Source organism: Synechocystis sp. LEGE 06083 (assembly GCF_015207725.1).
Taxonomy (GTDB): domain Bacteria; phylum Cyanobacteriota; class Cyanobacteriia; order Cyanobacteriales; family Microcystaceae; genus Synechocystis; species Synechocystis salina.
In genome coordinates this window covers 1-20,301 of the sequence record NZ_JADEWJ010000032.1, presented here as the reverse complement: position 1 = coordinate 20,301, position 20,301 = coordinate 1, and the positions used below count along the sequence as shown (strand labels likewise).

Sequence of the window (20,301 nt, the reverse complement as noted above, 5' to 3'; positions counted from 1 at the left end):
ACTACGGGCAGCGGAAGACCCGGAATTTGAAACGTTTTATACAAAAAACATTTTGTTGAACGAAGGGATGCGCGCCTGGATGGCTCCCCAAGATCAACCCCATGAAAACTTTATCTTCCCTGAGGAGGTTCTCCCCCGTGGTAACGCTCTCTAATACTTCGATGGTGGGGGGACGTGACCTTCCCTCTACCGGTTTTGCTTGGTGGTCGGGAAATGCCCGACTGATTAATCTCTCCGGTAAATTGCTTGGTGCCCACGTGGCCCACGCCGGTTTGATCGTTTTCTGGGCTGGGGCCATGACCCTGTTTGAAGTTGCCCACTTCATTCCCGAAAAACCCATGTATGAACAGGGTTTAATTCTTCTGCCCCACATTGCTACCCTGGGTTGGGGCGTTGGTCCCGCTGGGGAAGTGACTGATATTTTTCCCTTCTTTGTGGTAGGGGTACTGCACTTAATTTCTTCGGCAGTTTTAGGCCTTGGGGGTATTTACCACGCCCTCCGCGGCCCGGAAGTGTTGGAAGAGTATTCCAGCTTCTTTGGCTACGACTGGAAAGATAAAAACCAGATGACCAATATCATTGGTTACCACTTGATCCTGTTGGGTTGTGGTGCTTTGCTACTGGTCTTTAAAGCCATGTTCTTTGGCGGTGTGTATGACACCTGGGCCCCCGGTGGTGGGGACGTGCGGGTGATCACCAACCCCACCCTCAACCCGGCGATTATCTTTGGCTATCTGTTGAAGGCGCCCTTTGGGGGAGAAGGTTGGATCATCAGTGTCAACAACATGGAAGACATCATCGGTGGTCACATCTGGATTGGTTTGATCTGTATTTCCGGTGGTATTTGGCACATTCTCACTAAGCCTTTCGGTTGGGCCCGCCGTGCCCTGATCTGGTCTGGGGAAGCTTATCTTTCCTACAGCTTGGGTGCCCTTTCCTTGATGGGCTTTATTGCCTCCGTCTTTGTTTGGTTTAACAACACTGCCTATCCCAGTGAATTCTATGGCCCCACCGGCATGGAAGCTTCCCAATCCCAAGCCTTCACCTTCTTGGTGCGGGACCAACGTTTGGGCGCTAACATTGCTTCTGCCCAAGGCCCCACTGGTTTGGGTAAATATCTGATGCGCTCTCCTTCTGGGGAAATCATCTTCGGTGGTGAAACCATGCGTTTCTGGGACTTCCGTGGTCCTTGGTTGGAACCCCTCCGTGGCCCCAATGGTTTGGACCTCGACAAGCTCCGCAATGACATTCAGCCCTGGCAGGTACGTCGGGCGGCTGAATACATGACCCATGCTCCCCTTGGTTCTTTGAACTCCGTGGGTGGGGTAATCACCGATGTTAACTCCTTTAACTACGTTTCTCCCCGGGCTTGGTTGGCGACTTCCCACTTCGTCCTTGGCTTCTTCTTCCTGGTGGGTCACCTCTGGCATGCTGGTCGTGCTCGGGCGGCGGCTGCCGGGTTTGAAAAAGGCATTGACCGGGAAACTGAACCCACGTTGTTCATGCCTGACCTCGACTAGATTGAGACTTTTCTGATTTTGCAAAGGTTTTGCTTTAGTTAAATCCAATTGATTAGTGTCCCCTGCCCATTTGGTGGGGGATTATTATTTTTAAGATAATCCTATTTTTTGGAGTGAGGCTAGTTACCTATTAGACGCGCGACTCGAAAGTTGTTCAGGGGAGTTGGAAAGGCTTCCAAAAACCTTTCCCCGCTGGTGTTTAACTGGATGGGGATGGCCCCTTTGGAATGTTCAAACACTAATGGAAGGGTAACCAATGCCGACCCCTTTAGCGAAAACAGGATGTCTCAATAAGCTAATACTACCGACCGAAAATTAACCGGAATCCATATTTCAAGACGCTGCTTGAGCCGTATACAGTGAAGGTTGTATGTACGGTTCTGAGGATAGGGATCGGAATATAACTAAAACTTGCTCCTTTACCCGATCGTTAGATACTCTGTTTAGGTAGCAAAAGCGTAGCAGCGTTACCCATTGTTTTAAAGTATTGAAGGAATTTCTGATGACCTCTGACAACACCGATCCCAAACAACATTCATCTTTAAAAGTTATCTATCGTTTTTTGGGAGGGGCTACAGTTGGCGCCCTTGTACTATTAATTCCTGTGACATATTCGACATTTGACAATTTTGGACTTGTTCAAGTAGGTGTTGCATTATTGCTAGTTACATTATGTGGCCTACTGTCAATTGTTTGGGGTGAAAAATTTATTGACGTGGTAATGCGAATGCTGAATGGCACTGGTCTCTAGGCGAGTGCAATCAGGTAGTTTATTTAGACTAACTACTGGGTTGTTAACGCCAATTTCTGCAGATCCCCTGCCATCGATTCACCCCCAATAGCCTAAAATGAAGCCTGTTGCCCCCGAGAAGCTTTTTCGCTATGCAGTTTTTGGACTTTATCACCGCCTGGGAAGGAAAATGGCTTTCCCAACGTACTAACTATAGTTTTGAGCAAAATGAAGCGGGCAATGACAAATCCGATGTGACAGTGCAAAGGTGGGATAGTCAAACTGAGCTAGGGCAATCGCTCCAAGCCCTGGCAGATTTAGACCATGGTGAAGGATTAATTATGTTGCAATTAAGTTGGGATACTTCCGTAGACTGGGGTAAGCCCAAAAATATCGGCTCCATTTACTACGGTTTTTTGCCCGATGGCGATCGCCCGGAACAGGGTCGGCTTTGGCGGGGCACTGGGGATGGGAGCAAAGTGTTCCTGCGCGGGGATTATCACCTGGGGTCAGACGAGTGTTTGACCTTGAATTTACAGGACGGAGAAACTCGCCTGACGGAAAGACATTGGTATGCTAGCCCTAACCTACGACTCCGCACCAGCCTGATCCAAAGGAGGGGAGGTTATAGTCATAGTGCTTTCTATTCCGATATCCGGCGTTTACCTCCGGCGGATCAGAACAATTAGCAATGGCTAACCTTGGCCAGAAATTTTTCCTTTACCCGTTTTTCCATGGCATTTTTTCAGCAAGATCCGGCCCTGGAGGATATGGCCCAGGCCATCCTTGAAAGCACCTGGCAGACCTTTCCTGCTTTGCAACGGGACCAAATTGCCCTGACCTGGTTAGTTTATGACGCGCCGGTGATGGTCAATACTGGAGGGGCGATCGCCGCCAATGAATTTTGGCAGTACCCCGTGCGGGGCTTTAGTTACCGGGGCATTGAACGTATTTATCCCGCTAGCGTGGTGAAATTGTTTTACCTGGTGGCCATGGCGGAATGGTTAGAAGGGGGCATGGTTAAGGATTCCCCAGAATTGGAGCGGGCGGTGCGGGATATGATCGTGGACTCCAGCAACGATGCCACCAGTTTAGTGGTGGATACACTCACCGGCACCAGCAGTGGGCCCATGTTACCGCCGGGGCCTTTTGAAACCTGGCAGCAACAGCGCAATATTGTGAACCGTTATTTTCAATCCTTGGGCTGGGAGGAGTTGCAGAATATTAATGTCAATCAAAAAACCTGGGGCGATGGTTACTACGGCCGGGAAAGGGCCTTTGTGGGGGAACTGTACGAACAGCGTAATATGTTAACCACCAACGCTGTGGCCCGGTTGCTGCACAGTATCATTGGCGGTGTGGCGGTGTCATCAACCCGTTCCCAACAGATGATGCAATTGCTCAAGCGGGATTTGACCGTGGCTCCAGCCCCCCCGGGAGAGAATAACCAAATTACTGGCTTTCTCGGTGAAGCATTACCCAAAGATGCCCAAATTTGGTCCAAGGCCGGTTGGACCAGCCAGGTGCGCCATGATTGTGCCTACATTGAAATTCCCCACCAGAGTCCCTACCTGTTGGTGGTGTTCACTGAAAATTCCGCCCTCGCCGGAGATCGTCGTTTATTACCGTTTATTTCCCAAGCCTTCGCCAATGCTTACTAAACCAGACCCATGGCTTCCCACTTTGAAAGGTCAAATCGACGCTGGTTAGATAGACTACCCAAAAATTTAACCGACAGTGCCCATTCCCTTCATCCCCGCACCCTTTTGGCGGCCATTGTGGTGGGGCTGATTACCGGAGCGGTGGGGGCTAGTTTTAAGTCCGCTGTTAATAATGTGCTCCAATGGCGATCGCAATTGGCCAGCCTTTTGTCTCCCATACCTCCGTTAGCTTGGCTGGTGACTGCCCTAGTTAGTGGGGGCATGGTGGCCACCAGCTTTTGGTTAATGAAGCGTTTTGCCCCGGACACCAATGGCAGTGGTATTCCCCAGATTGAAGGACATTTAGACGGAAAATTACCCCTGATCTGGCAGAGGGTATTGCCCATCAAACTAGTGGGGGGCTTTTTATCCCTGGGGGCCGGTATGTTGGCGGGTTTTGAAGGGCCAACCATTCAAATGGGGGGAAGTATTGGGCAAATGGCGGGAGGCTGGTTCAAGGCTAGCCAAGAAAATCAACGAATTTTAATTGCAGTGGGGGCCGGGGCTGGGTTGGCCACGGCTTTTAATGCCCCTTTGGCAGGCATGGCGCTGATTGGGGAAGAAATGCGGCCCCGTTTTCGCAATCAAACTTTGGCCTACCACGGACTACTGTTTGGCTGTGTGATGGCCACCATTGTGCTGCGGGTGATTCGGGGGCAATCTGCCATTATCAGTTTGACCCAATTTAAACGGGTACCCCTGGATTCCCTTTGGATGTTCATTATTTTGGGCGTTTTGTTTGGGGTCATGGGCTACGCCTTCAATCGGGGTCTATTCAAACTATTGGACTGGTTTGACCGGCTCCCTCCCCTGGCGGTGCAATGGAAGGGGTTGATCCTCGGTTCAGTCATCGGGATTTTGTCCCTATTGCCCTTACCCCTCACCAATGGCGGGGATAACGCAGTGCTCTGGGCTTTTAACAGCCAGTCCCATTCTTCCACGTTAATACTCGTATTTTGCGGCAGATTTTTGTTAACTCTGATTTGCTACGGCTCCGGGGCGATTGGTGGTATTTTTGCCCCCATGTTGGGTATTGCTTCCATTGCTAGCGTTGTCATAGCCCGGCATTTTCATTTACTATTTCCTGCCCAAATTCCCGAACCCGCCGTGATGGCGATCGCCGGTATGGGGGCTTTAGTTGCCGCAACGGTGCGGGCTCCATTGACAGCCATTTTGCTCACCATTGAAATGACTGATAACTATTTTGTGATTTTGCCTCTGTTGGTCACCTGCCTAGTGGCTAGTGTGGTGGCGGAAGGATTGGGGGGGAAGCCTATTTATGCAGTGTTGCTAGAGAGAACTTTAGCCAAACAGAAACATGGGTAAGATTGACCAGAAAAATGGATTTAAAGCCCCATCCTTCAGAAGATCTTTATTGGTTCTCTATGTAAATTCCCAGGGTTCGAATGGGGTCCCCGCCAATAACAGCCGCAAGAAAATTTAGCCTTCCCTTTGAACCTTGGGCTAACCCCTTCGGTCTAAACCCCCGTAACCGCCAAAGAGGTAGGTTTTGTTGGTTAAGCCCTTAGTCAATCCAGCGGTGGGGGAAAACGAAGCTAGCATTATCCAGCAAAGTCAGCAGGGTGATGCCGAGGCCTTTCGTCAACTTTATCGTCGGTACCAAGCTAAAGTCCGTTCCACCCTTTATCAACTTTGTGGACAGGATCAACTCGATGACCTAGTTCAGGAGGTATTTTTCAAGGTGTGGAAAGGATTGCCCAAACTCCGCAATCACAATTTTTTTGCCACCTGGCTTTATCGCATCACCTGGAACGTGGCCCAGGATGCCCGCAAACAATTAGGGCGATCACGCCAACGGATTCATCAACCAAGTTCTGCCTTAGCTGACAATGAAGGAGAAATCTCCCTGCAATTGTCTCGGCCAGAGGACAGCCCCGATCTGTTGCAACTCCACTACCAGGATTTAGTGCAACAGGGCTTGGCTACCCTCAGTTTTGAGCATCGCACTGTGTTGGTGCTCCACGATCTGGAGGACTTGCCTCAAAAGACCATTGCGGAGGTACTCAATTTGCCTGGGGGCACCATCAAATCCCGTTTATTTTATGCCCGGCGAGCCATGCGGGAATTCTTGCAACAACAGGGAGTTCAAGATGTCTTTTAATTCTTTTAACGCCGACCAGGAGGGTAAACTGAAGCATTTTTTGCAGGCCCATCGCCCTGGGATTCCCGCTCCGTCGCCGGAATTGGAAAACCAAATTTTGCAACGGATTAAGCAATGTCCCCGTCGTTCCTTCGTTTCTGGTCTTTCTTGGCAATGGCTGGGGGGAGGAGTTCTACTCGTTGGCCTAGTGGGGGCAGGACTCTTGGGTTGGCGATCGCCGATGCAAACGGCCCGGGAACCGGACATGGCCGAACTAGAAGCTTTTCTCCAGGAAAGTTGGTCTGGGGCCATCTATCCCGACAGCGTTAACGGCTTAGGAGCCATGGATAACCCTAACCAGGAATGGTGGTTACTGACCGATTCCCCAGGGCAATAGGACTATTTTTTGCCATTTTTATCTCTTCACTCAATTTTTCAAAGAACTTGATCACCATGAAAAAAATTATTATTGCTAGTCTGCTGAGCGGTTTAGCCTGTACTCTGACCGCTGTCCCTGCCATAGCCCAAAACCAGAATTTAGATTTACATTGGCAAAGTGGCGACGAAACCGAGCAATTGATCAGCCAATGGGGCTGGGGCAACAAAAAGGGAGGCCAAGGCCAATGGATGCAATCCCTAAATTTGACTGATAGCCAAAAACAGCAACTGGAAGCTATTCGTCAAAAGTATCAGGGGCAAATGCAATCCCTATCTGAACAATTACGCACTAGCCAAAACGAGCTGCGCACCCTGATGGCCGGTAATGGCAGTGACAGCGAAATTCGGGCCAAACATAGTCAAGTAGCCAATTTGCGTCAACAACTGGGAGAACTGCGCTTCAACAGCATGCTAGAAAGTCGTCAGGTGTTAACCCCGGAACAACGGCAAAAGTTCTCCGAATTAATGCAGGAACGTCGTAATAGTCGCCAGGGTCGCCGGGGCATGGGCAGTCAACAATAACGGGCGGCTAGGGGCTATTTGACCAACTGATAACGCCGTTTAAATTCCCGTTGTTGCTGATTATGGTCTACCACCGGGTCGGGATAGTTAACAGCTCGCCTTTCAATGGGGGAAAGTTTGCCGGTTAACAGATCCCCTGTGTCGAAGGGGGCTAACCGGGGTAACCAAGTGCGGATATATTCCCCCTCCGGGTCGAATTTTTGGGCTTGGGTATAGGGGTTAAAAATCCGCAGGGGTTTGGGGTCCATGCCGCTAGAAGCACTCCATTGCCAACCCCCATTGTTGGCCGCTAGGTCACCGTCATAGAGGGTCTGCATAAAATACAATTCCCCCCATTGCCAATTGAGAATCAAATCCTTGGTTAAAAAACTGGCCACAATCATCCGGCAGCGGTTATGCATCCAGCCCGTTTGGTTTAACTGGGCCATGGCCGCATCGATGATGGGGTAACCGGTCTCCCCGGCGCACCAAGCTTGGAAATGGTCTTGGTTTTCCTCCCAGGGAAATTCCTGAAACGGCGATCGATAGGGCCCCTGGGCTAAGGCGGGAAAGCTGTAAAGGCAATGTTGATAAAATTCCCTCCAAGCTAGTTCCTGTTGCCAAGTTTCAATGCTGGCCCGGGCTTCCTCACTGCGACTTTGGTCCCAAGCTGCCACAGTGGCTTGCCAGAGGGTTCTGGGGGAAATAACACCAAATTTGAGGGCGGCGCTCAGTTGGGAAGTGCCATCGAGGGCAGGGAAGTTGCGGGTTTGTTGATATTCCTCTAGGACATTGGCCACAAACCAGGCCAATCTTTCCTCGGCCGCCTCTTCCCCCGGCGCTAATGGGAGGGGTTGGTCCCAGCTAAAACCCAAATCCGTTAACTGGGGTATGGCCTGGGGCCCCAAGGGGTCTAATTTTTCCTGTTCTGCCGCACTTAAACCCTGTAGATCCTTGGGCGTGGACACCGGACTTGCTTTGGGTAACTGACGCCAATTTTTCCAAAAGGGAGTGTAAACCGTGTAGGGGCTACCTGCTTGGGTGAACACTTCCCCCGGATGATGCATGAGTTGATCCCATTCCGTGGCGATCGCCAAACCCCGTTCCCTTAGGGCTTGGGCCACTGCTAAATCCCGCTGTTGGGCGTAGGGTTCCGTATCCAAGGTCCAAGTAACACTGTGGACGCCCAAGGTATTGGCCAATTTTGGCAACAACTGCACCGGATCTGCGTGAAAAATCAGCAGTTGACTACCGAGACGTTGGTAATGGTTCTGTAAAGACTGTAGGCAACCGAGTAGGTAAGCCACTCGGGCCGGAGCCATGGCTTTAGCTTGCAGAATTTTGTTATCCAGACAAAAGACACCGACAATTCTGGCTGTTTTTTGCCGGGCCTTCGCCAAAGCTAAATGGTCATGGAGACGGAAATCCCGACGGTGCCACAGCAAAATTAGGGGGTGGTCAGACTGGTCAGACATGGGCAACAAAATCAACTGCTCCCCCATTGTGCCGTTTTCCCTGGTTTGTTACTAGGCAGGGGGGGTCAAATGGTTTTTCCAGAGAATTAGAGCATCTTCTCCATCGGGATAGTAACTCTTGCGACGTCCCGCCAACTGAAAGCCAAATTGATGGTAGAGGTCCATAGCCACCTGGTTGGATGCCCTCACTTCCAAAGTAGCTCGTTCCAACTGTCGGTGTGCCGCTGTGGCCAAAAGGGACTGGAGCAGGATTTTTCCCAATCCCTGCCGCCGATGGGCCTGGGCCACGGCCAACAAAGTGATGTGGGCTTCCTCTAAAATTTGCCAAAAGGCCCCCATGGCCACCAAGTCTCCCCCAGTTGCTAAACGAATTCCCCGCAGAACGCTGTTATCGCTATCCCATTCCCGCTCATAACCCCCTAGGGTCCACATTCCCCCCAAACACTGCTGGTCTAACTGGGCAAAATGGGGCAGGTCTTCCCGATGGGGCCAAAAAAGGTCGTATTTGGGGCAGAGAAGCGGAACCATTAGGTCGCCACCTGCTCTTGCAGTTTTAATTCCAACTCTTTTAATTGTTGCCGTTGGGTTTCTAGTTCAATTTGCCGCTTGGTCAAATCTAAATTTTTGGCGGCCATTTCCTGACGCCAGGCCTCTACTCTCCTCTTTTCCTGTTTTACCAAAGAAGAAAGGGCTTGATCCGGGGTAAAACCATTGGCAGTGGGGACAATTTCCAAAATTTCCAGTAGCCAGTCCAGCCCATCCCGAATTTGTTCTACCTGCTGGTCGGCATCGGTTTGAACCAACACTAAAGACCCTTCAGTCCAATGGCCTGGGTTGCCCAGGGGCAGGGTAAAGTTGCTCCTTTGCCAACACTGATGATTCTGGCAACTGGCCAAAACCATTAGTTGATGGCAATTTTCCTGCTGGTCAATGGTAATTTGGGCGAAGTGTAACATTATTTTCCCAGGCTCGGGCCCATAGCCTTATTCTCCACAGTTTAAGGCATTGTCTGATCAAGCTATGGTGGGGTTTACCGAATTGGCTCCTAGGGGCGGACTAATTCCTTTGGCACAGTGGAGGTGTTCTGGGGATTGGGGGTATCAGTGATGAGGCGAGCTCCCCGGCCTCTGGTGAAATAATTCCAGCCCCACTGCAACATGACAATTAGCTTGTTGTCGAATTCAATCAGGTAGTAAACGTGGGCCCAAACCCAGATCATCCAGGCTACCAGTCCCGTAAATTGGGCAAAGCCCAGGTCAACCACCGCCTTATTCTGACCAATCACCGCCAAGCTACCGTAATCCAGGTAACGAAAAGGGGCAGTCTCCCGATGCTGTAGGCGATCGCCAATGAGCTTGGCTAGATAGGCCGCTTCCTGCATAGCAACGGGGGCCACACCGGGCAGGGGTTGATCGCCTTGGTGGGAATAATTAGCTAAATCCCCCAGCACAAAAATATTGTCAAAACTGGCCACACTCAAATCAGGGTTGACCACCACCCGGCCGGCCCGGTCCAACTCGGCCCCAGTGCGATCGCCAATGATTTTACCAAGGCCGGAAGCCCGTACTCCAGCGGCCCAGAGCACTGTTTTTGCCACAATGGTTTCACTCTGGCCATTGTTATGTACTGTCACCTGCTCCGGGTTAATGTCCGTCACCATTCTTTCGGTTAACACCGTTACCCCCAAGTCTTCCAAATCCCGTTGGGCCCGGGCTGACAGTTGGGGCTTGTAGGGGGGCAGTACTCGATCAACCCCTTCAATCAGCAAAATTTTTGCCTCTCTAGTGTCAATGCGATGGAAATTATCCTTGAGAGAACTGTGGGCAATTTCGGCGATCGCCCCGGCCAATTCCACCCCGGTGGGCCCGGCCCCGACAATGACAAAGGTTAACCAAGCCTGTTGCTTTTCTGGGTTACTTTCCTTTTCCGCTGCTTCGAAGGCCGCAAAAATCCGTTGGCGCATGGTCAAAGCATCTTCAATAGTTTTTAACCCCGGTGCCAGGGCAGCCCAATGGTCATTGCCAAAGTAATGATGACTTACCCCAGTGGCCACCACCAGCCAGTCGTAGGGGATGGGGGCATGGTCTTTCAGCACCACTTTTTGTTTATCTGGGTCAATGTCGATGGCTTTATCCATCAACACACGAATATTTTTTTGGCCCTTCAGCACCCCCCGCAACGGGGAAGCAATGTCCGCCGGGGAAAGACTGCCGGTGGCCACCTGATACAACAAGGGTTGAAACAGATGGAAGTTTCGCTTGTCAATCAGGGTGATATCTACTGGCGATCGCCGTAAATTTTTTGCAGTGTAAAGACCGGCAAAGCCGCCCCCGACAATAACCACATGGGGACGACGGGGAGAGGTGGAGGCATTCATAGCAACGGCAAAAATATTACGATTTGTTAATGGTAATCATTTCCCTGGGGCTTACCAGTAATGGTTGTTACAAAGATTCCGATTATTATTGGGCAAACCCTGACTCAAACTTTAGTTCAGTGGCCTTGGTTTCGACAAAAGAACCAGGGCCAATAGTCAATGACAACGTTTTTTTCACAACGAACACAAAGGATTAACTTTTGTCAGGGATATTCCTTGGGGGAATGGGGTTACCTCGGTAAAAAGATTGTTTAAATTTGCCTAGCCCAGCCCAGAGACTAAAACCTAAACCAGTCAGTATTGTTAAACCCAATCCCAGGGCAAAATTAGGGGTAAAACTTAAACAAACCATCGGCAAACCCACTAGACAGGCAATGGCGATCGCCAGGCTCCCGGTTTGAATTTTTTCAATGTTAGCAAGGGCGTTGCGGCAACTATGACAATGTTTGGTGTGGGAATGGTAACGGTCCATCAATTGCTCTACCGATTGGCGATCGGGTAAAGAACTTTCCCCAAAGGGTTGAACTTGATACTGTTCAATCCAACGATGGAATTCCGCCACAAATAGATCGGCCTTAGTGGGCAGGTAACAAGCTTTTTCGTAGTTTGGCGATCCCCCCTTGCTCTGCACAAATCTTTCTTGGAAATGGAGAAAAATTTGGTCATCTTCTAGCACCCGGTTCTGTCCTAAATGGGAGTACCAACGAGGGGTTAAACCAATCGCAAAGCGGGGCAACTTACTGGGGAATTTGAAAGGAAAACGGGCAAATAAACGGCATTCCCCTGGGCGTATGGGCGTGGCATAAACCACCGTTAAAGTCCGGCCAAATTGCTGGGAAGTTAGATCGTGCCACATCAATCCCGGGGCAATGAAAGTGGTGGTTTGTTTACCCAAAGTACCTTTCCTCGGCCCCTCTTCCCAAACACCGGTAAAGCCCTGGCGATCGCCGTGGACAATTTCCAAATCCACTGGACTAACATTACTGCGTTTGCCCACGGTTTTATGGTGGGTGTAGGGAATATGGCTGGAATCCAACACATTTTCCATTAGGGTAAAGGCATCGTAGGGCAAATCCCGAAAAGTATTGAGACAAACCCACTCCGATTGGTCTTCCTCCAATACATCCACCAATGGCAGGGCAACTTTCTCCGCTAGCTCCACAGCTCCGGGAAAAGCAAACAATAAACCCTGGGCCACTCTAGTGGGGAGGGCACGCACACAAGCCCGTTTACTAGTGTGGGCTCGGCCGTCGGCATACTGTTGGGGAATGGCTTGACATTGACCTGACCCGGCAAAAGTCCAACCGTGGTAGGGACATTCCAACTGTCCGGCTTCATTAATGCGGCCTTCCGATAAAGGGGCTAAGCGATGGGGACATTGATCGGCGTAAACCCGCCATTGTTGGGCACTTTCCTCCCACCAAATCACCAAATCTTCCCCCAACAGAGTAAAACGAGTTGGCCTACGTTGGTCCAAATCCTCTTCATAGGCCAGGGGATACCACACTGCCCGACAGTCAAATTTGTTTTGGTCCAAGCCCCCAGCTGGCAAGGACTCAGCGACAACTTGATCTTGACGGGGGGAAGTTAAGAGACTGGTCATAGTAAAACTAGTGGGGTTCCAGGACGGGGGATAGCCATTACCCGGGGCGGACTATTAAGAATTGTAACGATTATTGATGACCTTTGGCCCCCAACAAAAAACGATCGCCTCCCGAAAAAGTTGAGCATGGCGATCGCTGTTATTGGAGTTATTAGTTCAGGAATTCCGAGCCATCAGGCAAGAAGGAATGCCAGAATCTGACTAGCATTCTACTCCCGTATTTCCAAAGGTTGGGGGTAGATTGAACTCAAGCAGGGCAAAGAAATTTTTTCCACCATGGGGGTAAAGCCCAACCACTGTTGGGAAAGCTCCGCAAACTGTTGAGGACAACCACTAACAGTGAAACGGGTGGCAATGGACATTTCTGAATTCCGTAGTCCCATCACTTCCAACTCTTGCCGGGCCGCCTTGACCACATGGCTGGCTGGATCCACTAGGCGGATATGGGAAGGCAAAATTTGCTGGAAGACGGGGGTTAAATGACGGTAATGGGTGCAACCAAATACCAGAGTGTCAATGTCCGCATCTAAGAGGGGTTTTAGATAACCCTTGGCCACCTCTAGGGTGTAGGGGTCATGGAGGCGGTTTTGCTCAATTAGGGGGACAAATTCTGGACATCCCATCTGCCAAACTAAGGCATCGGGGTTGACTTCGTGGATAGCATGGCGATAGGCGTTGCTGGCCGCCGTAGCCGGGGTGGAAATAACACCGATGCGCCGACCTTGACGCACTGCCGCCCGGGCCCCAGGGAGGATAACTCCCAAAATTGGCATATTAAATTCTTGTTGTACGGTTTCCAGGGCCAAAGCAGAACTGGTGTTGCAGGCCATGATTACCATTTTCACTTCCTCCTCTGCCATCCAAGTAAGGATTTCCCGGACATATTGGAGGATAACTTGCGGGGATCTGTTGCCGTAAGGTAGCCGTGCGGTATCGCCAAAATAAAGAATTGATTCTTTAGGTAATTGTCGATACAGCTCACGTAGAACGGTTAACCCACCCACACCACTATCAAAAACGCCAATTCGGCTACGCTGGGGCTCACGCATTTTATATGGGACTATACCTGTTAATTAAGGAAAGATGCTTGTCATTGAAACACGAATAATAGATGAAGTAAATAGGTTTTAGTTACCATATCCTTCATACAAGTCAAGTTTCTCTGAATTTGAATTCTATGGACGGACAAGACTTATCTTTGTTGCAGATACTCCAAAACTCCCTTGGCGATCGCCTGGGCCATCTGTTGTTGAAAAGCAGGATTAGTCAGTTTGTAATTGTCTTCATTGCCGGTGACAAAGCCCATTTCCACTAGGGTAGAGGGCATGCGGGAATTACGCAAAACGTAGAATCGAGCCTGGCGCACCCGGCGATCTCGCACATTTAGGGAGTTAACCACATTGCGGTGGATGGCTTGGGATAGGCCTGCATTGCCGTGGTAGTAAATTTCAAAGCCATTAACATCGGGACGCCCCATGCCCATGGAATTGGCGTGGATACTAACAAATAAATCAGCCCCAGCCCGGTTAGCCATGTCGGTGCGGCCTTGGAGACTAATGAAATAATCCCCCGTGCGAGTCATTAATACCCGGACTCCCTGTTGTTCCAAATATTGCTGTACATACCGGGAAACGGATAGCACTACGTCCTTTTCTTGCACTCCCCTGATGCCGATCGCCCCGGGATCTTTGCCGCCATGGCCAGGATCCACCACCACTAAACGACTGCCCCTGGGAATGGAGGGTAAATTGCCTGCGGGGGGACTGCTCCACTCCGGGGGAAAACTAGGGCCCGCATTGGCTGGGGGCGGCTGAACAGCAATGGAGACTTGGTCTCCACCGGTACCTCTCGGGGAAGAACTAGCGGATAAATTGCCCGACGGCCGGCTGGCGGTGGCATCGGGAATTAATTCCAAGGCATAAAGATTGCCCCCAGAACGAAACAGACGACCAAAACGACGACCAGTGTTGGGCTGAACCAGAATTAAAACTGAATCGGTGGTTTCCTGGCGAATATTGAGCTGATAAATGGGGCCCCCCGTGACCAACTCTGGACTTTGGAACTGGGGGGACAGTTGGGCCCGGTCTAAACGAATTTCGTAGTTACCCGTTAGACGATTGAAATTCCCCCTAGCACTAATCTGGCGATCGCCACGGATGATCAATTGGCTATCATCCCTGGTCACCTCAATGGCGGTGATATTGGCGAGATTACGGTTGGAAGCCTGACTCACGAGGCGATTGTTGGGGCTTCTATTACCAGAAGAACTGGGGGAAGAATTAGAGGTGTTATTACTGACCGGAACGGCCGCCGATCCAGGAGCTTGGTTAGAGCCCCCGGACCGGTTAATCTGCTTTGGGAGCAGAACTACGCCTCCCCCCACCCGGCTATAGTAGGCATTCCAGCCTCCGCCACTGTCCGCTAGGGCCAGGGAAAGGCGGGGATTATTGGGATTGTCGGAAAACTTAATTTCTTCCACTCCGTATTGCCCCACGGGCAAAGACTGCCCCACCAAACTTTCCGGGAGCACCGCCCCAGCGAGTTCAAAGTTAACCGTGGATTGGCGCGCATTGGGTTGGATACGAATATTACTGTTGTCACCGTTTTTATCCAAACGGACAAACAGCCCATTGCCGGTGACCTGTAAGTCCTGCTGACCGGCGCGGCGGGAGTTAGCTGCAGTTAAATTCTGACTAGGCAGAGAAGAACCGTCGGGATTGGGGGCAGGAGCATTGTTATTGCTCGCTGGGGCCAGTTCGGGGGTAGGCAATTCCACCACCCACTGGGTCGGGGTGATGCCCCGGACCTTAACCTGTTGGGGATCAACCGTGTAGCCTGCTTCCAGTTCTATCACTACCCTGGTGGTGAAACTGTCCGGCTCCCCAATACGAATTTCCCTCACCCTGCCAGATCCGGCTTGGCGCACGGTCGGGCCACTCAAGGTGGTGCCGGGTAAATCCACCACAATGCGGGTGGGATTGGGGATCAGTTGGGCGGTGGGCTGTACCCGGGAATTGGTGTAGAAAGTGAACCGATTTTGGGAAGCATTGAAATTCCAGTTAACTAACTGCCCCGCCATGGCTGGCAGACTGGTTAACAAGACCGATAGAAAGGTAAGAGCAAAACCAGGCAATCTTGACATAGGGACTTCTCAACTCAATGAACCGCTGAACGGACCTTTTGTCTTCCCCCAGATGACCCATCCAGAGCATTGGGGTGGTAACAAGTCATTCAGCGGATTGTTAGGGGCCGCCGCCAACGGGAACATTAATCAAAACGGTATGGCGTATAGTCTTGGGAGATAGTAACCGCAATACAGTTCCCAAAGCAAGCAAGTAGAGCCTTTCGGGGCCCAACCAGGTCTTTCCCCCCCAGCTACCATTGAGGCGATCGCCGGGGAAGGCAGTTTTTTTAGACGACATTCCCCTCAGGAAGGTTCATTTTTGAGCCAATCCCCCAGGGGACGGGTAAGCCAATTCAATCCCACTGTTAATTGATGCTGCCAAGTGGGAAAACGGTAGAGATAGACCAACCGGCGGGCCAATAAAGCGGCCGGACCACTTAATTTAATGCCTAAACCGCTCAACACAGCGCCATCGGTGCCCAGGGCCAGCATTTCCCCTAGGGGTTGATAACGACAGGGCAGGAGAGGACGTCCAGTTAAGTTAGCCCAAATGTTCCAAGCACAATAGTCTGCCTGTTGGAATGCCCCCTGGGCCGTGGTGGGAATTAATTGACCGTTGGCATCCCGACCTTCGGCCCCGTCCCCCAAGGCAAAAATGTTAGTTTTTCCTTCCACCTGCAGTTGGGCATTGGTTTTAAGCTGACCTTGGTCGTTATGGGGCAGGGCTAAATTACGGATGAGGGGGGAAACGGTGGTGCCCACAGTCCAAAGCACCAAATCCACTGGAATTACATCTTCCTGTTCCCGGAACTGGAGGGTGACATCGGTGGCGGTGATGGCGGTGACGGTGGTTTCCGTATCTACCCAAATGCCCTTGGCGGAGAGACTGGCCTGGGCCTGTTGACGATTGAATTCTGGGGACATGGCTAAAATTTCTTGGCCCCGTTCAATAATGCGGATGCGGCCTCTTTCCTCCAGGCGATCGCCGAGTTTGGCTGCCAATTCCACCCCACTGTAGCCCCCACCGACAATGGCCACTCGGATTTTTTCGGTATCGGATTGTTCTAATAGTTTTAACTTTTGCTTGAGTTTATAGGCATCTTCCAGGGTGCGGAATCCCAAACCATAATCCTTCAGCCCCGGTAGATTGGGTAAAGGAGTTTGACCCCCCAGGGCAATGACTAACTGATCAAACGCTAAATTTTCGTCCCCCTTGTCCTGGTCATTTAACAGCACCTTCTGGTGGTCAAAATCAATGGCCGTCACTTCTGCCTGGCGAAAAACTACCCCTGATTCCGCCAACAGTTCCACAAAGGGGGGAGCAATTTCCCAAGTTTGCATTTCCTCCGTCACCAATTCGTAGAGAAAAGGAGCAAACAAAAACCGATCCCGTTGGTCGACGAGGACAATTTCCGGTGGGGTATGGCCCTCCCAGGGCAGTTGACTGAGGCGCAGGGCGGTATAAAGTCCGCCAAAACCTCCCCCTAAAATACAAATCCGTGGTCGAGCGTCCGTCATAATCTCTAGCCAGTGGTGAGGGCTTGTTACGTTTCGTAATCAAATTGCTCCTATTCTAGCCGTTTGAGCATGGCGGCGCGGGCTTGCTGGGCCAGGCGGTCTTCCAGGGGCGCTAACTGTACTTGCTCTTGATACTTTTTCTCCAAGGCTGTGCGGATCAACCAATCAGCTAAAAAGGGATTTTTCGGCAGCAGGGGGCCATGGGAGTAGGTGGCGATCGCCTTTTGGTGGAATGCCCCTTCAAAACCATCTTCGCCGTTGTTGCCATAGCCGGTTTTAACTTTACCCAGGGGAGCAACCGTTTGGAGGTAGGTACGGCCACCGTGGTTTTCAAAGCCGATCACAATGGGAATTTCCCCGGTCATGGCCTGTAATTCCTGACGGAGGGGTTCAGCGGTAATTTCAAACACCACGTTACCAATGCACCGTTTCGCTTCTGGTCCTGGATGTTTACTGACCATATCCAGCAGTCCCAAACCCTGAATGCGTTTCCCCAGGGCGGGTTCATAATAATGCCCCAGCAGTTGGGGAGAACCACAGGTGAAGACTCCGGGAATGCCGCCGTCTAGTTGATTTTTTAGGGTCTCTGCCTTAGCGCCCTGCAAATCCCGCATGACAATTTCCTGTTGTCGATCCTGGGCCCCGCCGCCCACAATTACGTCGGCTTGGAGAAATAGTTCGGCGCTGCTGGTCTGTTCCAGGGGAAGAATTTTCACAGGGATATCCCGCCATTGACAACGACGTTGGATGCAAATGACATTGCCCCGATCGCCGTAGGTGCTCATGAGTTTGGGATAAAGCCAGCCGATTGTTAATTCCATACTTTTTTAATGGGACAGATCAATTCCTGGGATCAAGACATGGTTTGGATGTAAATCTTGGCACCACTGACTACAATAGTCGAGAAAATCTTCCCATTTTCCCTAGGCATTTTCGATGTTGCCGTTGATTTTACCCGCTCTCCTTTCCCTTTCCCTCACTGCCCATCCTTTGAACCCTCACGCCAATGCCATGGTTGCTTCCATTAATTACACTGACCTTAGTTTTGAACAGGCCATTGCCCATAGCCAGGAACTATTGCTAGAAATTGCGGAAAATAACATCAGTGACCAGGAAATGACCACGGCGATCGCCAATTTGGTGGCCACGGAAAACGGAGCCCGGGGTTTTTTCGTCACTTTTCTCACTGCCCAAAATTTCCCCCTGGCGGATCAACCAAACCCAGCCTTATTGACGGCCCTAGGTTCCTCTCCGGCGATCGTGGGGGAACTTTTGGTGAAAAATTTGGCCATGGCCACCGCCACAGCAATTCTCCATCAAAGAGCGGGGGACGGTGAGGCGGCCCAGGGTTCCCAGCAAGTGGCCCAACGGACCCAGACCTTAATCAACGAGCTATCCCTACCAGGCTTACCAGAAAAATTGACAGAGTTAGAACAAAGTTTGGACGGTCCTGGGCCCTACGAAGCCTTTTTGCAACGGTGGAATTATGACCAGGAGCAGAGGGAAGCTATCCGCCAGGCGATCGCCCAGGTTGAATAGCTACCCCAGAGTGGATCGAAGCCGGGGAATAGGACTACGGCAAGTTATCTGCCCCGGCCCATTTACCCGACTGGGAAAAACAAGATTTTTTTGTCGGGGGTTGACAATCTCCGGCACAACTGATGTAATGGTAAAAGTCTGAAAAACCTGGGTCTGTAGTTCAATTGGTTAGAGCACCGCCCTGTCACGGCGGAAGTTGCGGGTTCGAGCCCCGTCAGACCCGTTAAAAGAGAGTAATAATAATCCTTCAACGAGCCCCCCGAGCCTTTCCACTACTTTGCTTTGGGCCGCCAATCTTTAATATTCCAAGTGGGTCGGTCCCAGGGAGTTAACGCCACCCCATCCAGGCGATCGCCGACCCCCACCACACTAGCGCGATGCACTAGGGGCACCAGAATATAATCATCCACTAACAAATCGTTCATTTGAATGAATAGTTGTTGGCGCTTTTCCGGGTCTAGTTCAGCCACCGCCTTTTGCCAGATCTGGTCGTATTCTTCGCTACAGTAACGCCCATAATTGTCTCCACTCCATTGATTCTCTGCGGTGGGAATGGCCCCACAGGTGAAGGTTTGCATATATTTGCTCGGATCCGGGTTAGTGTTGCCCGTGGTGAACATGGACAAATCCCCCTGGAACCTTTCCAACGTATCGGGATTGGCCGGATCACCGGAAAAGAACACACTGGGGTCAATGCTTTTCAGTTCCACCCCCACCCCGATCGCCTGGAGAGTTTGTTTAATTACCTGCTGGGTCTTTTGCCGGAGGGGATTAACGCTGGTTTGGAATACCATTTGCAACTCAATACCATCCTTATCTCGAATGCCGTTGCCGTTACTGTCTTTCCAACCCGCTTGGTCGAGCAATTGCTGAGCTTCGGTGGGATTAAATTGAAAACTTGTATTTTGGGAAGCGTACTGCTGGGGCAACAGTAAAACGTTAGCTGTGGGTTGTCCCGTAACGCCATAGAGTTGCTTGGCAATCAAATCCCGGTCAATGCCCAACGTAATCGCCTTCCTCACCAGGGGATCCTGCAAAAAGGGATGGGGAAACTTCACCGAGGAGCGATCGCCATTGGTGCGACCAGGGTCCGGGTCACTAAGATTGAAAATCACGCGCTCACTCAAACTGCCTAAATCCGCCACAATTTCTCCCTTGCCTCCTTGGGCCAGGGATTGGAGAATGTTGTCCTCCACTTGTAAATTGAGGGCAAAATCCGCATCCCCCGTTTGCAGTACGGCTCTTGCTGCAGAGGTGGCATCGCCTCCCCCCTTCACTTCCACCTGTTGGAAGCCGACATTTTCCTTGTCTCGATAATGGGGGTTAACTTCATACAACACCACATCCCCCGGTTTAAAGTTAACAACCCGATAGGGCCCCGTACCGATGGGTAACAGATTGGCTGGGGCTTGGCGCGCCTTTTCGCCGACAAAATCCTGATAAATATGTTGGGGGAGAATCATCCCTTCACTACCCACAAAGGGCAAAAACCAAGCGGGATTAGGTTCTTTAAAGGTTATTTTGACCGTGTTTTTATCTAAAGCTTCCACCTTGGCGATCGCCTCATAGGTGCCGGTGCTGGTGGCTCCGGTTTTGGGGTCGCTGAGAAATTTGTAGGTAAAAACCACATCCTCCGCTGAGAAGGGTTGCCCATCAGACCCTGTCTCTTATACAC

19 protein-coding genes, 1 tRNA gene and 2 pseudogenes are annotated in these 20,301 nt (G+C 51.1%); 11 read left to right on the top strand and 11 right to left on the bottom strand.

The annotated features are described in order from the left end of the window. The 9 genes and pseudogenes from IQ219_RS04210 to IQ219_RS04170 form a co-directional block, all read left to right on the top strand. Positions 1-154: pseudogene (locus tag IQ219_RS04210) on the top strand (photosystem II protein D2); the annotation flags it as partial. Next, the gene (gene psbC, locus IQ219_RS04205; RefSeq protein ID WP_014407100.1) at positions 138-1,520 is read left to right on the top strand and encodes a photosystem II reaction center protein CP43; all 1,383 of its coding nucleotides are present in this window, start codon (positions 138-140) and stop codon (positions 1,518-1,520) included. The pseudogene IQ219_RS04210 and the gene psbC, both read left to right, overlap by 17 nt. Positions 1,521-2,022: 502 nt before the next feature. After that, positions 2,023-2,271, top strand: a complete 249-nt coding sequence (locus IQ219_RS04200; RefSeq protein ID WP_190595869.1) for a hypothetical protein — start codon at positions 2,023-2,025, stop codon at positions 2,269-2,271. Positions 2,272-2,402: 131 nt separating this feature from the next. Further along, positions 2,403-2,939, top strand: a complete 537-nt coding sequence (locus tag IQ219_RS04195; RefSeq protein ID WP_194071825.1) for a phycobiliprotein lyase — start codon at positions 2,403-2,405, stop codon at positions 2,937-2,939. Between the two features lie 45 nt (positions 2,940-2,984). Then, positions 2,985-3,911 carry a serine hydrolase gene (locus tag IQ219_RS04190; protein ID WP_194071824.1) on the top strand — a complete coding sequence of 309 codons (927 nt, stop codon included), beginning with the start codon at positions 2,985-2,987 and terminating at the stop codon, positions 3,909-3,911. Between the two features lie 9 nt (positions 3,912-3,920). After that, on the top strand, positions 3,921-5,276 hold the full coding sequence (clcA, locus tag IQ219_RS04185; protein WP_194071823.1) for a H(+)/Cl(-) exchange transporter ClcA: 1,356 nt from the start codon (positions 3,921-3,923) through the stop codon (positions 5,274-5,276). Between the two features lie 235 nt (positions 5,277-5,511). Further along, positions 5,512-6,072 carry a sigma-70 family RNA polymerase sigma factor gene (locus IQ219_RS04180; RefSeq protein WP_368667565.1) on the top strand — a complete coding sequence of 187 codons (561 nt, stop codon included), beginning with the start codon at positions 5,512-5,514 and terminating at the stop codon, positions 6,070-6,072. After that, positions 6,062-6,448, top strand: coding sequence for a hypothetical protein (locus IQ219_RS04175; protein ID WP_228016702.1), 387 nt, complete (start codon positions 6,062-6,064; stop codon positions 6,446-6,448). The genes IQ219_RS04180 and IQ219_RS04175 overlap by 11 nt, the downstream gene beginning before the upstream one ends. A 56-nt stretch (positions 6,449-6,504) precedes the next feature. Further along, the gene (locus IQ219_RS04170; RefSeq protein ID WP_228016701.1) at positions 6,505-7,011 is read left to right on the top strand and encodes a Spy/CpxP family protein refolding chaperone; all 507 of its coding nucleotides are present in this window, start codon (positions 6,505-6,507) and stop codon (positions 7,009-7,011) included. 14 nt (positions 7,012-7,025) lie between these two features. Here the strand turns inward: IQ219_RS04170 and IQ219_RS04165 are convergent, their stop codons facing one another. From IQ219_RS04165 to IQ219_RS04120, 10 genes are all read right to left on the bottom strand, one after another. Beyond that, positions 7,026-8,492: an FAD-binding domain-containing protein gene (locus IQ219_RS04165; protein WP_194071819.1), complete on the bottom strand. Its 1,467-nt coding sequence runs from the start codon at positions 8,490-8,492 to the stop codon at positions 7,026-7,028. A 24-nt stretch (positions 8,493-8,516) separates the two neighbouring features. Beyond that, the gene (rimI, locus tag IQ219_RS04160) at positions 8,517-8,993 is read right to left on the bottom strand and encodes a ribosomal protein S18-alanine N-acetyltransferase (protein ID WP_194071818.1); all 477 of its coding nucleotides are present in this window, start codon (positions 8,991-8,993) and stop codon (positions 8,517-8,519) included. Continuing rightward, complete coding sequence (locus IQ219_RS04155) at positions 8,993-9,421, bottom strand: hypothetical protein (RefSeq protein WP_194071817.1); 429 nt, start codon at positions 9,419-9,421, stop codon at positions 8,993-8,995. The genes rimI and IQ219_RS04155 overlap by 1 nt, the downstream gene beginning before the upstream one ends. 89 nt (positions 9,422-9,510) lie before the next feature. After that, positions 9,511-10,842 (bottom strand): NAD(P)/FAD-dependent oxidoreductase, encoded by a 1,332-nt coding sequence (locus tag IQ219_RS04150; RefSeq protein WP_194071816.1) that lies wholly within the window; start codon positions 10,840-10,842, stop codon positions 9,511-9,513. Between the two features lie 193 nt (positions 10,843-11,035). Beyond that, positions 11,036-12,445: a Rieske 2Fe-2S domain-containing protein gene (locus tag IQ219_RS04145; protein WP_194071815.1), complete on the bottom strand. Its 1,410-nt coding sequence runs from the start codon at positions 12,443-12,445 to the stop codon at positions 11,036-11,038. A gap of 209 nt (positions 12,446-12,654) precedes the next feature. Then, on the bottom strand, positions 12,655-13,494 hold the full coding sequence (gene murI, locus IQ219_RS04140; RefSeq protein WP_194071814.1) for a glutamate racemase: 840 nt from the start codon (positions 13,492-13,494) through the stop codon (positions 12,655-12,657). A gap of 143 nt (positions 13,495-13,637) precedes the next feature. Further along, positions 13,638-15,587, bottom strand: coding sequence for an N-acetylmuramoyl-L-alanine amidase (locus IQ219_RS04135; protein WP_194071813.1), 1,950 nt, complete (start codon positions 15,585-15,587; stop codon positions 13,638-13,640). Between the two features lie 100 nt (positions 15,588-15,687). Then, positions 15,688-15,867, bottom strand: coding sequence for a hypothetical protein (locus IQ219_RS04130; protein WP_190595896.1), 180 nt, complete (start codon positions 15,865-15,867; stop codon positions 15,688-15,690). A gap of 5 nt (positions 15,868-15,872) precedes the next feature. After that, positions 15,873-17,087, bottom strand: coding sequence for an NAD(P)/FAD-dependent oxidoreductase (locus IQ219_RS04125; protein ID WP_194071812.1), 1,215 nt, complete (start codon positions 17,085-17,087; stop codon positions 15,873-15,875). A gap of 50 nt (positions 17,088-17,137) precedes the next feature. Further along, complete coding sequence (locus tag IQ219_RS04120; RefSeq protein ID WP_194071811.1) at positions 17,138-17,908, bottom strand: type 1 glutamine amidotransferase; 771 nt, start codon at positions 17,906-17,908, stop codon at positions 17,138-17,140. A 115-nt stretch (positions 17,909-18,023) separates the two neighbouring features. Here IQ219_RS04120 and IQ219_RS04115 point away from each other — a divergent pair, with 115 nt between their 5' ends. Both IQ219_RS04115 and IQ219_RS04110 read left to right on the top strand, forming a co-directional pair. Next, positions 18,024-18,626 (top strand): hypothetical protein, encoded by a 603-nt coding sequence (locus IQ219_RS04115; RefSeq protein WP_194071810.1) that lies wholly within the window; start codon positions 18,024-18,026, stop codon positions 18,624-18,626. A gap of 149 nt (positions 18,627-18,775) precedes the next feature. Beyond that, a tRNA-Asp gene (locus tag IQ219_RS04110) sits at positions 18,776-18,849 on the top strand. Between the two features lie 49 nt (positions 18,850-18,898). Here the strand turns inward: IQ219_RS04110 and IQ219_RS04105 are convergent. Continuing rightward, positions 18,899-20,272 (bottom strand): annotated as a pseudogene (locus IQ219_RS04105) (peptide ABC transporter substrate-binding protein); the annotation flags it as partial. Positions 20,273-20,301: the final 29 nt, after the last annotated feature.

Coding starts and splice junctions, on each gene's coding strand:
- IQ219_RS04150 (WP_194071816.1), bottom strand. CDS start 10,842: ATGAATGCCTCCACCTCTCCCCGTCGTCCCCATGTGGTTATTGTCGGG.
- rimI (WP_194071818.1), bottom strand. CDS start 8,993: ATGGTTCCGCTTCTCTGCCCCAAATACGACCTTTTTTGGCCCCATCGG.
- IQ219_RS04145 (WP_194071815.1), bottom strand. CDS start 12,445: ATGACCAGTCTCTTAACTTCCCCCCGTCAAGATCAAGTTGTCGCTGAG.
- IQ219_RS04115 (WP_194071810.1), top strand. CDS start 18,024: ATGTTGCCGTTGATTTTACCCGCTCTCCTTTCCCTTTCCCTCACTGCC.
- IQ219_RS04125 (WP_194071812.1), bottom strand. CDS start 17,087: ATGACGGACGCTCGACCACGGATTTGTATTTTAGGGGGAGGTTTTGGC.
- IQ219_RS04175 (WP_228016702.1), top strand. CDS start 6,062: ATGTCTTTTAATTCTTTTAACGCCGACCAGGAGGGTAAACTGAAGCAT.
- IQ219_RS04120 (WP_194071811.1), bottom strand. CDS start 17,908: ATGGAATTAACAATCGGCTGGCTTTATCCCAAACTCATGAGCACCTAC.
- IQ219_RS04155 (WP_194071817.1), bottom strand. CDS start 9,421: ATGTTACACTTCGCCCAAATTACCATTGACCAGCAGGAAAATTGCCAT.
- IQ219_RS04190 (WP_194071824.1), top strand. CDS start 2,985: ATGGCATTTTTTCAGCAAGATCCGGCCCTGGAGGATATGGCCCAGGCC.
- IQ219_RS04200 (WP_190595869.1), top strand. CDS start 2,023: ATGACCTCTGACAACACCGATCCCAAACAACATTCATCTTTAAAAGTT.
- IQ219_RS04130 (WP_190595896.1), bottom strand. CDS start 15,867: ATGTCGTCTAAAAAAACTGCCTTCCCCGGCGATCGCCTCAATGGTAGC.
- IQ219_RS04170 (WP_228016701.1), top strand. CDS start 6,505: ATGAAAAAAATTATTATTGCTAGTCTGCTGAGCGGTTTAGCCTGTACT.
- clcA (WP_194071823.1), top strand. CDS start 3,921: ATGGCTTCCCACTTTGAAAGGTCAAATCGACGCTGGTTAGATAGACTA.
- IQ219_RS04135 (WP_194071813.1), bottom strand. CDS start 15,587: ATGTCAAGATTGCCTGGTTTTGCTCTTACCTTTCTATCGGTCTTGTTA.
- IQ219_RS04195 (WP_194071825.1), top strand. CDS start 2,403: ATGCAGTTTTTGGACTTTATCACCGCCTGGGAAGGAAAATGGCTTTCC.
- IQ219_RS04165 (WP_194071819.1), bottom strand. CDS start 8,492: ATGGGGGAGCAGTTGATTTTGTTGCCCATGTCTGACCAGTCTGACCAC.
- murI (WP_194071814.1), bottom strand. CDS start 13,494: ATGCGTGAGCCCCAGCGTAGCCGAATTGGCGTTTTTGATAGTGGTGTG.